This window comes from Sunxiuqinia sp. (assembly GCF_055140945.1).
Window position 1 is genome coordinate 1 of the sequence record NZ_JBSQYS010000061.1, and the last position, 14708, is coordinate 14708.

11 protein-coding genes are annotated in these 14708 nt (G+C 42.1%); 5 read left to right on the forward strand and 6 right to left on the reverse strand.

Translation table 11 applies throughout. The features are described from left to right. The first annotated feature begins 319 nt into the window (after positions 1-319). The 5 genes from ACTB00_RS18860 to ACTB00_RS18880 all read left to right on the forward strand — a co-directional run bounded on the left by ACTB00_RS18860 (position 320) and on the right by ACTB00_RS18880 (position 5919). Positions 320-904: a TetR/AcrR family transcriptional regulator gene (locus ACTB00_RS18860; protein ID WP_463301464.1), complete on the forward strand. Its 585-nt coding sequence runs from the start codon at positions 320-322 to the stop codon at positions 902-904. A 67-nt stretch (positions 905-971) separates the two neighbouring features. After that, the gene (locus tag ACTB00_RS18865; RefSeq protein ID WP_463301465.1) at positions 972-2489 is read left to right on the forward strand and encodes a TolC family protein; all 1518 of its coding nucleotides are present in this window, start codon (positions 972-974) and stop codon (positions 2487-2489) included. Between the two features lie 42 nt (positions 2490-2531). After that, positions 2532-3518, forward strand: a complete 987-nt coding sequence (locus tag ACTB00_RS18870; RefSeq protein ID WP_463301466.1) for an HlyD family secretion protein — start codon at positions 2532-2534, stop codon at positions 3516-3518. Between the two features lie 4 nt (positions 3519-3522). Next, complete coding sequence (locus tag ACTB00_RS18875) at positions 3523-4704, forward strand: ABC transporter permease (protein WP_463301467.1); 1182 nt, start codon at positions 3523-3525, stop codon at positions 4702-4704. Between the two features lie 6 nt (positions 4705-4710). Continuing rightward, positions 4711-5919, forward strand: a complete 1209-nt coding sequence (locus ACTB00_RS18880; protein WP_463301468.1) for an ABC transporter permease — start codon at positions 4711-4713, stop codon at positions 5917-5919. Positions 5920-5971: 52 nt separating this feature from the next. On the opposite strand, the gene ACTB00_RS18885 is transcribed toward ACTB00_RS18880, so the two are convergent. The 6 genes from ACTB00_RS18885 to ACTB00_RS18910 form a co-directional block, all read right to left on the reverse strand. Then, positions 5972-6904 carry a magnesium transporter CorA family protein gene (locus ACTB00_RS18885; RefSeq protein WP_463301469.1) on the reverse strand — a complete coding sequence of 311 codons (933 nt, stop codon included), beginning with the start codon at positions 6902-6904 and terminating at the stop codon, positions 5972-5974. A gap of 233 nt (positions 6905-7137) precedes the next feature. After that, positions 7138-9615: a hypothetical protein gene (locus tag ACTB00_RS18890; protein ID WP_463301470.1), complete on the reverse strand. Its 2478-nt coding sequence runs from the start codon at positions 9613-9615 to the stop codon at positions 7138-7140. A 118-nt stretch (positions 9616-9733) separates the two neighbouring features. After that, a complete protein-coding gene (locus ACTB00_RS18895; protein WP_463301471.1) occupies positions 9734-10990 on the reverse strand; it encodes a competence/damage-inducible protein A in 1257 nt (418 codons plus the stop codon). 41 nt (positions 10991-11031) lie between these two features. Further along, positions 11032-12264 (reverse strand): M48 family metallopeptidase, encoded by a 1233-nt coding sequence (locus ACTB00_RS18900; protein ID WP_463301472.1) that lies wholly within the window; start codon positions 12262-12264, stop codon positions 11032-11034. 88 nt (positions 12265-12352) lie between these two features. Continuing rightward, a complete protein-coding gene (locus ACTB00_RS18905; RefSeq protein WP_463301473.1) occupies positions 12353-12946 on the reverse strand; it encodes a class I SAM-dependent methyltransferase in 594 nt (197 codons plus the stop codon). A 56-nt stretch (positions 12947-13002) separates the two neighbouring features. Further along, the coding region (locus ACTB00_RS18910) for an FAD-binding and (Fe-S)-binding domain-containing protein (RefSeq protein WP_463301474.1) at positions 13003-14708 on the reverse strand (1706 nt) is incomplete at its 5' end.

The following is a 14708-nucleotide window of genomic DNA, read 5'->3' on the forward strand; positions in this document are numbered from 1 at the left end:
CTCCTGATGTTTATTTTTTCTATCAGGGGATGTAGCTAGTCGGACGGTTTGCATTTTGTACCCATTTTTAAACTGAAACTTTTATAATTACAAGAATAAGAGAAGTTGTGTCAGTTAGTCAGTTTCTTTTATTTTCAGTAGGTATAATTTTATAATGGTAGAGTTTACAAGCTGTAAAATCGTATACCCGTAATCTTTTTATACCTCCATGGACTGAACTGTTAATTGAATGTTACAGTTTTCGATGATTGATTTCGATTGTTGGAGAATTCATTTTAATTGATTTATTTCGCTACTGAAAAACTAATACGGTCGAAAAATGGCAAGCAAGGATGAAATTGTAAAAAGCGAAATCTTGGTAGAAGCACAACGGTTATTTCAGCAGTTTGGGCTGAAAAAGACTACGATGGATGAAATTGCAGAGGCGTGCGGAAAGGCTAAAAGTACGCTTTATCATTACTTTAAAAGTAAGGATGAAGTGTTTGATGCCGTTATTCAGTTGGAGATGCTGAATCTTCGACAATTCGTTAAAAATAAAGTGGAAGAGCATAAAACAATGCTCGACAAAATAAAGACCTATGTCATTGAATTTCATAAAGAAGTGGTAAATAAGGTTAACCTGTACCGCCTCATCCGCCAAGATTCAAAATCATTTGGCTTTGCGAAAGATAAGTTTCTAAAAATGATGGAGTTTGAGCAATCTTACATTGTTCGGATTCTGGAAGATGGTTTTGATGCAGGAGAGTATAATACGTCAGGAAAAGAAGATATTCCCTGGATTGCGGAGATGTTTTTAGCGTCTTTTTACGGGGTTGTTCAATATGGAGTTGAGAAGGATGGCTATTACAACGAAGAGAAAATAGAACGGATTGTAGAATTAGTTGTGCCCCGACTTTTCACTTAATTTTTTTTAAGTACTATTCGACTAAAATACCAAAACAGTAGTATCGGGTAATCAAAATAAATTAGTGATGATAAAAAAAACAATATTTAAAACACTTCTTGCACTGATATTGTGCCCGTTTGGGCTAATGGCGCAAGAGCAAACACAGCTGCTGACTTTTGAGGATGCATTGCAAATTATGAACGAGCAAAATCCGGCTCTCTTGCGTGTAAAGGAAGAAATTAAGCAAAAGGAGTACGAACTAAAAGTGAAAAGGGGCTTGCATTTGCCGCAGGTTTCCTTGAGTGCGCAGGCGGTTTCAATGTCCGATCCTTTGCACCTCGATTTAACTCCTGTGCGCGACGCCATTACGCCACTTTACAATACGTTGGGAAACTATGGTGTGTTTAGTGGTGTCCCCAATCCCGATCCGGCAACTAACTCGATGATGCCTGTTTTGCCCGACGATATGAGTACTTCAGCTGTTCGGGAAAAATTATTGGAAGCTGGCGGGGAAGTCCAAAATGCAGAATGGGACAAAATGATACAGGAGAAAAACTTTGCCAACGTGTCGGCAGGCTTTGTGTGGCCTGTTTTTACCGGCGGCAAAATAAAAGGAGCCAACGATGCAGCTGATGTGCAGATTGAAATGAGCCACGAAGACCTGCGTAATGCTGAAGGTGTTTTGTTGACTGAACTGGTAACCCGATACTACGGATTGGCACTTGGAGTTCAAGTAAGCGAACTTCGAAAGCAGACTTTGGAAGGCATGCAAAACCATTATGCTGATGCACAGAAATTGTTTGACAATGGAATGATTGCAAAGGTCGAATTGCTTCATGCCACTGTTTCGCGAAATGAAGCAAAACGAGAACTGAAAAAGGCGGAGCGTAATATTGAAATTATTCGATCAGGGCTGGCTGCTACTTTAGCCAGCGATTCATTAAATCAGGTGCTTCCTACTAGTCTTTTGTTTATCAATGAAGAATTGTCAGATCTGTCGTACTACATTGATAAAGCCAACGCAGAAAATCCGCAGTTGAAACAACTGGAAGGGAAAAGAGAGTTGGTTGAGATTAAGCACAAAGTGGAAATGCAAGAATATTTGCCATCGGTGGCTATGATGGGGAATTACAACATCGCGAACAAAGACTTGTCGCCCTACATGCCCGATTGGTTGGTTGGAGTTGGAATGAAGTGGACCCTTTTCGACGGCATGGCCCGTAAAAACAGGATAAGAGCCAGTGCAACCTTGCACAATCAGGTTGATTATGCCGAACAAAAAGCGCACAACGACCTGAAAGCTTACTTGACAAAGTTGTACCAGCAGTTACAAATGCAAATGGAGCAAAAAACAGAGCTGGAATCAACACTCAAGCTGGCAGAAGAATATCTTCGAAGTACCGAGAAAGCTTTTAGCGAAGGTTTTGCAACGTCTACATCGGTAGTTGATGCTTATACCAAAGTGGCAGAGGTAAAAACATTACGCTTAAAAGTGTTTTACGAATACGATGTCGCTTTAGCCAGCTTTCTGCAAACGGCCGGTATTCCCGAAGAGTTTACACGCTTTTGTTCCGGAGAAAATACATTAACCGATTCATATTAGTTCATTCGAAAAGCATTGTTTAAAATCTAATTTCAATATACGATGAATAAAAAAACACTAACATCGATAGTTGTACTAGTTGCCATAGTTGCATTTATGGTTTACACCTTTATTGTTGTACTGAAGCCACAACCTGTTATTTTACAGGGAGAAGTGGAGGCTCAGCAGTATAGTATTGCATCAAAAGTGCCCGGTAGAATTCAGGAGGTGGCTGTTAAAAAAGGACAAACAGTTAAAACCGGCGACTTTATCTTTTCGATCAGCAGTCCCGAAATTGATGCCAAGTTGGCTGAAGCACATGCGGCTCGTTCGGCTGCCAGTGCGCAAAGTAGAAAAGCACAAAATGGTGCGCAAGAAGAAGACATTACGGCTGCCTATAGTGTGTATGTAAAAGCTGAAGCTGCAGCCCAGTTTGGCGAAAAAACTTTTGCACGCATTCAGAATTTATACGACGAAGGAGTGGTACCCGAACAGCAACGCGACGAAGCGGAGACAAAAATGAAAGCCGCTCGCGAAACGGCTAAGGCAGCCAGGGCAGTTTGGCAGAAGGCTGAGAAAGGAGCACGCGAAGAAGACAAAGCGGCGGCTTCGGCTCTTGTAGAACGAGCAGAAGCAGCTATTGATCAGGTGCAGTCTTACCTGGACGAAACCTCGATTAACTCCATGGCCAATGGCGAAGTTTCAGGAGTTAATATTGAGCAGGGCGAGCTGGTTTCTACCGGATTCCCGGTGGTCACAATCATTGATGTTGACGATATTTGGGTGACCTTTTATGTGCGTGAAGATTACCTGAATCATTTTAAAATGGGAAGCACCTTTGAGGCTGATTTACCGGGCTTAGAAAATAAAACTTCAGCGTTTAAGGTAACTTACATTAGCCCAACCGGGAGTTTTGCCCGTTGGAATGCCACCAAAACTTCGGGTGAGTTCGATTTAAAGTCGTTTGAAATTCAGGCGCGACCCGTGAAAAAGATAGAGGGTTTACGCCCGGGAATGTCGGCAATAGTCACTTTGCCTGAAAAACAATAATCGTATGAAGGGACTGAAAGATCATCCCATATTTGCTGTAGTTTTGCGCGAAGTCGAGCGGATTGCAAAGAATCCTGCTTATCGGTTTCTATTGTTTGTGGGCCCTTTGGTGGGAATTCTGTTACTGTTTTTTATTTTTCACCAGGGGGTTGCTAAAAAATTGCCCATCGCGGTGGTCAATCAAGACAACACTTCGCTTTCGATAAAAGTTAGCAATGCCTTAAATGCGTCGTCTGATGTGGCTGTTGTAAGAATTGTTGACGATATGTTTCAGGCCGAAAAGCTGCTAAAAAAGGGAGTTGTCGAGGCCATTGTTCTTCTCCCTAAGGATTTTCAGAAGAATGTTTTTCAGGGAGTTGAAGCTCCTGTGCCGGTGTATATTAACGGAACCAATGTTACAGTTGCAGGGGTTGTTCAGCGTTCGGTGCTTACTACTTTGGGTACTTTTTCGGGAGGGGTGCAGCTAAAAAAACTAATGCTGGCCGGAAACAGCCGCGAGCAGGCCATGGCACGAGTAAGACCGGTTGATATTCAAAAGCATATTCTGTTTAATCCCTATTCAAACTACGGATACTTTCTGAACTCTGCCATGCTGTATTTTACCTTATTCCTGTTTGCTTTTATGAGTTCGGTGTACACCTTTGGTAACGAGTTGAAGCGAGGAACCGGTTTAGATTTGCTCGAATCGGGGAACAACAGTGTCCGGCTGGCAGTGGTCGGTAAACTCTTTCCTTACACGCTCATCTTTTCAGGATTTGCGATGTTTATTGCCTTTTTGCTTTTCAAGGTTGAAGGCATGCCCTTAAAAGGTAGTTTTCTGCTTCTGTTTGTAGGACAATCTATCACCATACTTGCTTACCAGATGCTGGGATTGATGTTTGTTGCTGTTACCAAAAATATGCGTTTATCGCTGTCGGTGGGTAGTGCATACATTATGATGGGAATTACTTTTTCGGGATTAACCTTTCCGATGGAAGGCATGCCGCCACTCGTGCGAGCCGTTACAGCCATATTTCCTTTTACCTGGTGGGAGAAACTGCTGATTTCGCAAGCCTTGCGGGGAGCTCCCATACGGGAGGCACTGCCTTATATCTGTTATATTTTAATTTTCATGCTAACGGGGCTTGCTTCGTTTGGCATTTATAAACGCACGCTTGGTGATTCAACGCATTGGGGAAAATCTTAAAGTATCATGAAGAAAGACAGAAAAATAAATAGTTTTGAATTGATGACTATTCATTTTAAGAATGAGTTGAAAGCCATTTTTACCGACAGTGGGGCAGTGCTCATTCTTGTTGGCGCCTTGTTGATCTATCCGATACTCTATTCGTTTGGCTATTTTAACGAGGTGCTGACTGATTTGCCGGTAGGTGTGGTCGATCTGGATCAAACACCCACCAGCCGAAAGTACGCTGCCATGTTAGATGCAACCCGCGATGTAAGTGTGGCCTATAACCCGCGGGATTTGACAGAAGCTGAAGAGTTGTTTATGGCCAATAAAATATCCGGTGTATTGCTGATTCAAAGAGACTTTCAGGAGAATATATTAGCCGGAGAGCAGGCAAATGTGGCTGTTTATGCTGATGGTAGCTACATGTTAAAATATAAAACGTTCTACCTGGCAGCTTCAACGGTGAATGCTTATTTTGGTGGCGGGGTGAGTGTAAAACGCTATATGGCTGAAGGGAAATCGTTTCGGCAGGCAAAAGTAGCCAGCAGCCCATTCGATGTGCAAACGCATATGCTGTATAATCCTGCGGGTTCGTACGGTAGTTTTATTATGCCGGGGTTAATTCTCATCATCATTCAACAAACTTTACTGATTGGAATTGGAATTTTAGGGGGTACTTTTTCCGAGTCGAAAGCTTCGCCATTTGTACTTCCGTGGCAAAAACGTACAAAAGAGATTGTGCCTTTGTTGTTCGGCCGGGTGGGGGCTTATATTTTCCTTTCGCTATTCAATATCTGTTTAGCCGTTATTGTGATTCACAGCTGGTTTAACTATCCTGATAAAGCCGGCATGCTCGACGTACTGATGCTGCTATTTCCCTTTTTACTGGCTGTAATCTTTCTCGGAATCGGCTTGTCAACCCTATTTAAACACCGCGAGTCGGCCATCGTTTTTATGATGTTTTTATCGCCTATCGCGCTTTTTTTAAGCGGAATTTCGTGGCCGGTTTCAGCAATGCCCGATTGGTTGGTGGGCCTTTCGAAAATACTTCCCGGAACAACCGCTGTACCCGCGTATTTGCGATTGCGAACAATGGGTGTCAGCCTGATCGATGTCAAGTCGGAACTATTTTTCCTATATCGTCAGGCTGGGATTTATGCCGCGCTAACCATCGGCTACTTTTTCCTTCGGATTTATATTGATCGACGAAAACTAAGTCATGGAAACTAATTCATCGTTCGATTTTAAATGACTACCGTTCTTCGCAGCCGGATAATACACTCTAAAACAAATTCTTTTTCCAGAAAATAATTATTCCCAGTAAGGCTAGCAAAATGGACCCCATTAGGATGATTGGAAATGCGAACGCATTTCCCTCCAGGTGGTTGGGGACATTCATCCCGTACAAACTGGCAATTAAGGTTGGAATCATCAAAATGATCGAGATGGAAGCTAATTGCTTCATCACCACGTTCAGGTTATTGGAAATCACCGACGCAAAAGCATCCATCATGCCACTCTGGATATCGGAGTATATTTGCGACATTTCCAGCGCCTGCTTGTTTTCGATGATCGCATCTTCCAGCAGGTCTTCATTCAGCTCAGTCATGCTTCGCTTTAGACCATTTCGTAGTCGGGCCAGTACTATCTCGTTGGCTTTTAGTGAAGTAATGAAAAATACCAGGCATTTCTCCATCTTCAGAAGCTTGTTGAGTTCCCGGTTACGAACCGATTTTTCCAGTTCGTTTTCAATTTGCGTAGTTTGTTGGTTAATCTGTTTCAGGTAGCGCAGGTAGGCGGTTCCCGAGCGTAAAAACAGCTTGATAACAAAGTTTAAATCATCGTGTACCAATAGACTTTGCCCGCGGTAAAGCATCGGTTTTTCCAGAGGCAGTACCTCATTGCTTCTGGAGCAAATGGTAATGGTTACCTCTTTGGATAGAAATATTCCTAGGGGTAATGTATAATAGGGGACACCATTGTTGGGGTTGTCAACCGGAATTCGCAGGATAATTAACGACCAGTCTTCGTCGACCTCGTAACGTGGTCGCTCATCGGTATCCAGGATATCCTGAATGATATCAGCCGGAATCTGGAACTCTTCTTTCAGACGGTCAACTTCTGCTTTTGATGGATTAACAGCATTGATCCAACATCCTTTTTCGGCTTTTGATATTTCGGTGTACCCACCGAAGCTTTTAAATATTTTTAGCATGATTTTGCCTCCTTAAATCGGTTTGCAGGAGGCGCGAAGGCTCCCTACAGTGAGGTTAATAACTTATTTTTCGGGTGACCCGGGCCTTCGTCCATTTGACAGTTTGTTTTTATTATTGCGGTGCAAAGCTAGCTAAAACATATTCGATAAAAGAAGGAATTTGTCTTTTATGTAGGAAAAAGGTTTGTCTGATTGCCTTTGCGTTGCCAAACGCAAAGGCAATCAGATGACAACTAGTTAAATAGTTTCTTTAACTTGTCACCAATATCTTTTACCGATTTTTCAATTCCTTCCTGTGTTGATTTTTTTACTTCTTCCTGAATCATTTTTTTTGCTTTACTTAAATCCATTTTCACTTGAGGATCGGTTAAGTTTCCGGTAATGCCAACGGTAACCGGAATGAGGGTAATGTTATTTGATCCGGGAAGAAATCCCAACATGCTATTAATATCTCCACTTATATCTTCGCGGTTTACCTGAAAGTCTAATTTAATATCAAGCATTTGGTCGACGGTCAGATTTCCATGCATCGAAACTTGCTGGTCGGCTATTTTCGTTTGAAATGGTTTCAGTTCGATGTTTCCGTTATCAAAATTGAAATAGGCCGTAAAATCATCAACCTTCACATTCTTCAGCTTTTCTTTTTTAATGAAACTCTTAATTTGGTTGAAGGTGGGAGAGTCGATAATATGTAAGTTTTGCGTGTTGAAAAAGCCGCTTCCATCAAGGGTGGAAGGAATGATATTGAGCTGTTCGTTCAATTGACCGTTAAACTTTAAATCGGTGGAGAATTCTCCCTGGCTGCGGGCAGCAATTGGTAGGTAGCGTTGCACCAACCCAAACGATTGATAGGCAGCCGGAATCTGAATGTCGCTGAGATTCAGATTGAAGTCGAATAAGGGTTTGTTCGCGGCGTTGCTTTTGTAGCTGCCATCAACTGCCAGATGTCCTTGCAACAAGTCCATGTTCAGTTTTTTCAATTTCAGTTGCTTGTTTTGCACCTCAATTAAACCCACGATGTTTCGGATCTCCATGCGGTCGAACGTTGCTCTGTTAATGCTCGAGTTAAAAGCTAAGTTGAGGTTTGGCGGAACCTGGAACGCAAAAACACTATCGTTGGCTGTTGTTGAAACCGAATCGACTTCAGCCGCCATTAGATTGGACAATTCATTAAAATTAAGGTAGTTTGATTTCAACGAGAAACTTCCTTGCAAGGTTTTGTCGAGCAAGAAATAGGGAAGATAATTCGTGAGTTTGCCATTTAGCGCGAAATCACTTTGACCGGTTTTCGCATCGAATGAATTGATTGTGATCGACGTATTATCAACTTTTACTGAGCCGGTTTTTATTTCAACTGTTTGAGTGATTTGTGGTGTTTTTACTTTGAAATTGCTAAAGGTAAATGCCCCGTCGGAAGCGATTTTCTCGTAGTTTTCATTCTCAATGGCCGACATTCGCCCTTTTACACTCAGGTTGCCATCCATTATACCTTGCAGTTCGATGCTGTCCATGGGGATCACACTCGTTAGTCGGGTAAAATCAATTTTTCCTTTAAAGGATGCATCAAATGCCGGATCGCTCATAGGATGCGTTAGCGTTAGGCGTGCGTCAACGGGGTTTTCACGAATTTGTGCATGCGCATTCGAAATATTCACGGTTAGTAAATCCAGTTCTCCCTGTGGCTTGGTAACTTTTCCATCCAATGAAATACGTTCGATCTTGTCGGGAGCATTGGCATATTGCAGGGTCGCATTTTGCACATACAGGCGTGTATCAATTTCAGGATAGTTATCTTCGTAAAACCAACCTTTCACCTGTCCTTCAAATCCTGCTTCGCCGGTGGTTTGAATATCTTCTAAATAGCTTTGATACGATTTTGGAACCATGGCTAGTAAGGTTGCAAAGTCGCTTTGTGGTTGCTTAAATTGAAGATCGAAATACATGCTGTCCGATGGCATTGCAAAACGCCCGCTCAAGTCGAGTGGCAGCTCATTTAAATGAATGGTTGATTCGCCAAATTCAAAGTTCATTTTGTCGTAGTCTGCCATAAGTTGGCTATTCACTTTTAATACGGTATTGGCAATATATTCAGTCGAATCGTATTCGAGTCTAAATTCGCCGATTTCAGCATCGAGGTCAAATTTGGTAATTGTTCCTTCCAATGTTCCGCTGGCATCGAGGTTGGAATGCAAAAGCCCAACGACAGTTGCCGTTGATGCATCTCTGTATATTAAACTCAGGTCGCGAATCTCAATGTCATTCAGCGAAACGGACATCCCGCTCTCACTGGTTCCTGTAGTCTCCGTTTCCGTTGTTTCCTTGGCAATGTCCCAATTTACCTCGCTATTCGCATTAGCCAATAAATTGATCTGCGCCTTGTTCAATCGTAAACTTTGTATGGTAAAATCTTCACCGTTAATTAAATCACTTAACGAAATATCAGTAGCCAACGACTCCATTTTTACCAAGGTGTCTCCTTCAAACGGATTAATTCCGGTTACGGTCAGTTTTTCAAGTTCCAGGGTTACATTGGGAAAATTTCTCCACAAGTTGAGATTAAAGTCTGCAAATTCAACCTTCGCATTAACGTTTTCATTCAGCGTTGTTTTTACCTTGTTTAGTAGTGGCTCCTTAAAAACGATTGGAACAATGATGATTGCAGCTATTAACAGTAGAATAATGATGGCTATGGTAATGAATACTTTCTTCATGGGTTTATCGATTGGTTATAATTTGTAGTCGGTCGATCTTTTTGTGTTTATATAAAACGAGTTTTACGCAAAAGAATTACATGTAAATGATGATTATTCATGTTCTTTAACGAAAGAATCATGCCAAATGTGGGTTTTCGAATAATATAAGCTTTCGAAGCAGGTCAATTGCTGCTTGTGAGGAACGTAAAATATTGCGTTCGCGGTTATGCGCAAAAGTATAACGCTCCAGCTTAATATTCTGTTTACTGATAACGGCAATCCAAACTGTGCCAACGGGTTTTTCGTCTGTTCCGCCGTCGGGGCCTGCAATTCCTGTTGTGGCTATGGCATAATCGGTATCCAGCGCTTGTTGCACTCCTTGGGCCATTTGCAGAGCGACTTCTTTGCTCACTGCTCCATACCGTTCCAGATCATCGGCACTTACTTTCAATAGGTGTTGTTTTACTTCATTCGAGTAAGCAATAATACCGCCTTTAAAATAGGATGAACTGCCGGGATTCGCGGTAAACATATGAGCAATATTTCCACCGGTGCAACTTTCGGCAATTCCCAAAGTCAATTTGGCTGAAGTTAAAAGTTGCCCGGTTACCCCGGCTAGAGAATCGGCGTTGTAGCCAAAAAAGTTTTCAGCGATTAAAGGCTTTAGCAGCTCAATCTGCTGGTGAACTTCCTTTTTCAGTAGCTCCATTTCTTTTCCGTAAGCACTCAGCCTTAGTCGAATCATCAGTTGGCTGGGTAAGTACGCCAGTTTAATAAAGTCGGGTAGGGCGGCCTCCCATTCTTCCAGCTTTTCGGCAAGCATTGATTCGGGAATGCCATAAACCAAAACCGTTTGATGATAGATGGATCTGGCTTTCCCATTTTTACTGAGTCGCGGAAGCACTTCCTCACTCATAATACTTTTCATTTCGAACGGAACACCCGGCATTGATACAAATATGGTGTCATTCTTTTCGAACCACATTCCCGGAGCAGTTCCGGTGGAATTAGTCAGAACCGTGCATTTGTCGGGAACCAAAGCCTGATCTTTATTCAGCTGGTTCATGACTACATTGCGTTTAGTCAGTCGGTCGGTTACCCGTTGTAACACTTCCTGATTGATTACCATTTCAGAATCAAAGTACTCACAAAGCACTTTTTTAGTGATGTCGTCTTTTGTTGGTCCCAATCCTCCGGTAATCAAAACCAGATCAGCATGCTTTTCGGCATTGGACAAGGCCTTTAGAATGTGCTCATGGTCGTCGTGCACCGATGTGATCTGAAAAATCTCGATTCCATGTAAATTGAGTTGTTCACCCATCCACGCGGAGTTGGTGTCAATAATTTGTCCAATTAGTATTTCGTCTCCTATCGTTATTATTTCTGCTTTCATGTTATTTTTTCTGAATTCAAAGTTTCGGATTTCAAGTTTTCTCACCCTCTCTTCTCCAATGCTTGCAGGCGTTGCAGTAGGGTTGGGTGCGAGTAGTGCACAAACACATAGGCCGGGTGTGGGCGAAGGTTACTAAGATTTTTAACCGATAGCTTTTTTAATGCAGAGGCCAATGGTTTACCGTCATAATGTTCGGCTGCAAAAGCATCCGCTTCGTATTCATTCGTGCGCGACAGCATATTCATACCAATTCCAATTATGGAGGACAAAGGTGAATATAAAATTCCAAACGCAATTAGTCCGATGTGAAAATTGGGTTCTGCTACGCCAAGTGCCTCTGAAAGTACCGGGCTATTAATTAAGAGGGAAAAGACAAAGAGCATCAATCCGGTTTGCAAGATGCCAATGATTAAACTCCAGATAATGTGTTTCTTTTTGTAATGCCCGATTTCGTGAGCCAATACGGCAACCAGCTCCGGGATTTCCATGTCATTAATTAAGGTGTCGTAAAGCACAATCCGTTTTTTTGCTCCCAGTCCTGCGAAGTATGCATTGGCTTTCGTTGATCGTTTGCTGCCGTCGATCACATAAATATTGTCGAGTTTAAAGCCAACTTTACCTGCGAAGTTTTGAATGGCTTGCTTCAATTCACCATCTTCAAGAGGAGTTTGTTTATTGAACAACGGAACAATCAAGCTCGAATAAAACATGGCCATAAAAATGGAAAATACACTGATAACGATCCAGACATAAAGCCAAAACCATTGGCCGGTTTTTAGGTAGATGAAAATGATTAAGGCCAGTAAACCGCCTCCAATAACAGCGCCCAGTAGCCAGCCTTTAATTTTGTCGAGTACGTAGGTTGTTGCCGTTGTCTTGTTAAACCCGAATTTCTCTTCGATAACAAAGGTGCTGTATAAATCAAATGGGGTGTTGAGAATATCGGATGCCAGCATCAGAATGCCAAAGAAAAGCAGTGCTGACCAAATCGGATTACTCGAAATATCCATCGCCCAGCCATTTACCAAAGCAAAGCCCTGAAAGAAAAACATCAGCATAATCAACAAGAAACTAAACGAACTGGTCAACATACCAAACCGATGGTTGGTTTTAGAGTACAGCTGTTGTTTTCGGTATTTTTCTTCATGATAAATGTCTTTTACTTCAGCAGGCAATTGATTGCTCCAGCGAGTGGTGTTTAGATAGTCGAGGTACCGTTCGAGAATAAAATCGAAGACCAGAATACCGATGATGATCCAGAATAGAGTTGTCATTGTTGATTGTGTTTTAAAATGCAACCAAAGGTAGAAAAGCCATACAGATTGTCAGGTTTTCTACCTTTGATTTATGTTTATTTAAGAATTATTTGGTTGCTACCAGTCGAATAACGTCGGCTCGACCTTTATGAAATGACCCTTCGTCTAAAACAACTTCTTGTTCTGTAATCTGCAGTTTGGCGAAATTGCCAAAATCTGCTTGCAGCTCTTCTTTCGAAAAAAGCATGCCGATGTCCTGCGGACCACCGGTGTTGTTCTTAATTTGCTTTTTTGAGAAACCCTCTAAAATTAACGTTCCACCAGCTTTTAGGTAGCTCGTTAGTTTTTGGTGGTAGCTATTTCTTTTGGCAGCGGGCATGTGTGTAAAAACTAAGCCTATACAATCAAACGATTCATCTTTCAACTCAATGGTGTCGTAGGAGTGGATTAAGTATTCAAACTCAACCTGAAGCAGCTGCGCCAACTTTTCGGCTTTCTTTTTGCCTTCAATACTTGGATCGAAAGCAGTGACGTGCCAACCTGATTTTGCAGCGAATACCGCATTTCGTCCTTCTCCTTCGCCGGGGAGCAGTAATTTGCCCGGCGTTAGTTTTTGTAGTTCTTCTTTCAGAAAATTGTTTGGTTCGATACCATATACATATTCTTCGCTTGAAAAGCGTTCGTCCCAGAAATTATTCATGAATCTATTTTTTACGAAATAACAAGAGTAGAGACTGTTTGTTTTTATCGTCAGGTTTAACTTAAAGCATCATATAAAACTTCAACCGGATGCAATACTTTTCGCCCGGTTCCTTCCAGAATATGATGTCGGCATGAAGTTCCCGGTGCTGAAATAATTTCTTGCTGTTGGGCTTCGCGCACTGCCGGGAATAAAACCAATTCACCAATTTTTTGGCTGAGCTCGTAATGTTCCTTTTCATAACCAAAAGAACCGGCCATTCCACAACAGCCACTTGGGATTTCGGATACGATATAATTCTTGGGGATTTCCAACATTGTTTTTGTAGAGGCGGTACTTGCAATCGCTTTTTGCTGACAATGGCCATGCAGTTTGATTGCTTGTGTTGCTTCGGTGAAAAGCGATTGATCAATCGTTCCTTTTTCAAATTCGGAAGCAATAAACTCGTCAAACAGGAAGGTGTTCTTGGCTAATTCTTTTGCTTTGTCTTTCAATTGATCGTCAACCAGCTCCGGGTATTCATCTCGAAAAGCCAAAATTGCAGATGGTTCGATCCCGATTAAAGGAGCTGAATCGCTTACCAATTCTGCTAGCTGCTGAATGTTCTTTGAGGCAATTCCTTTGGCGGTTTTTACCAGTCCTTTTGACAGGTAGGTCCTGCCACTTTCGCGATGTTTCGGAATTTCAACTTCGTACCCCAACTTATTGAGTAACAAAATCGCTTTGATTCCGATGTCACTTTCGTTTTCGTTGGTAAATTCATCAGCAAAAAGATAGACTTTTCCCTTGCTTAAGCCGGAGCTTGATCGTGGTTTGGTGTACCATTTTCGCAAGCTCAGTTTTGAGAGCTTTGGAAGGTTCCGTTCCGGTGCAAAACCAATGGCTTTTTTTAGCGTATTGGTTGTCATTATGAAATTGGTTAAGCCACGAAAAGGCCTGCCTAATCTGTTCAGTTGTGGCAAATAAGCAATCAACCGGGTGCGTAATGGGATACCGTGAATTTCGTGGTAGTGCTGCAAAAATTCAGCTTTAAATTTCGCCATATCCACATTCGATGGGCATTCGGCTTTACACGCTTTACAGGAAATGCACAGATCAAGGATGTTGTAAATCTCCTCATGATCAAACGGATTGCTTTTGTCTGAACGGGTTAAAAATTCGCGCAGCACATTGGCTCGTCCCCGGGTGGTTTTGTCCTCATCTTTAGTGGCCATATAAGTGGGGCACATGCTTCCACCAATTAAAACACTTTTGCGGCAATCTCCCGTTCCATTGCACTTTTCAATGGCTCTTAAAAAACCTTTGGTTTCAGAGAAGTCAAAGGTTGTGTCAATCTTTTTTGTTTCTCCAATTAAATACCGGAGATTTTCAGTAATAGGAGGGGTGTCCACTATTTTTCCGGGATTTAGGATATTGTCCGGATCCCAGGTTTGTTTCAGCTTTTTAATGAGTTGGTAGTTTGCTTCACCAAGCATAAACGGGATAAATTCGCCACGTAATCGGCCATCGCCATGTTCGCCACTCAACGAGCCTTTGTATTTTTTCACCAGCGCTGCAATCTCTTTGGCAATGGTGTAGTACAGCTCAACGTCTGCTTCATCTTTCAAATTTAAAAGAGGACGTAAATGTATTTCACCGGTTGCGATGTGGGCGTATTTCACGCAGCTTAACCCATATTTAGCCAGAATTTCATCAAATTCCTTCATGTAGTCAGGCAAATAATCGGGTGCCACGGCGGTATCTTCAATTACCGTTGTACTTT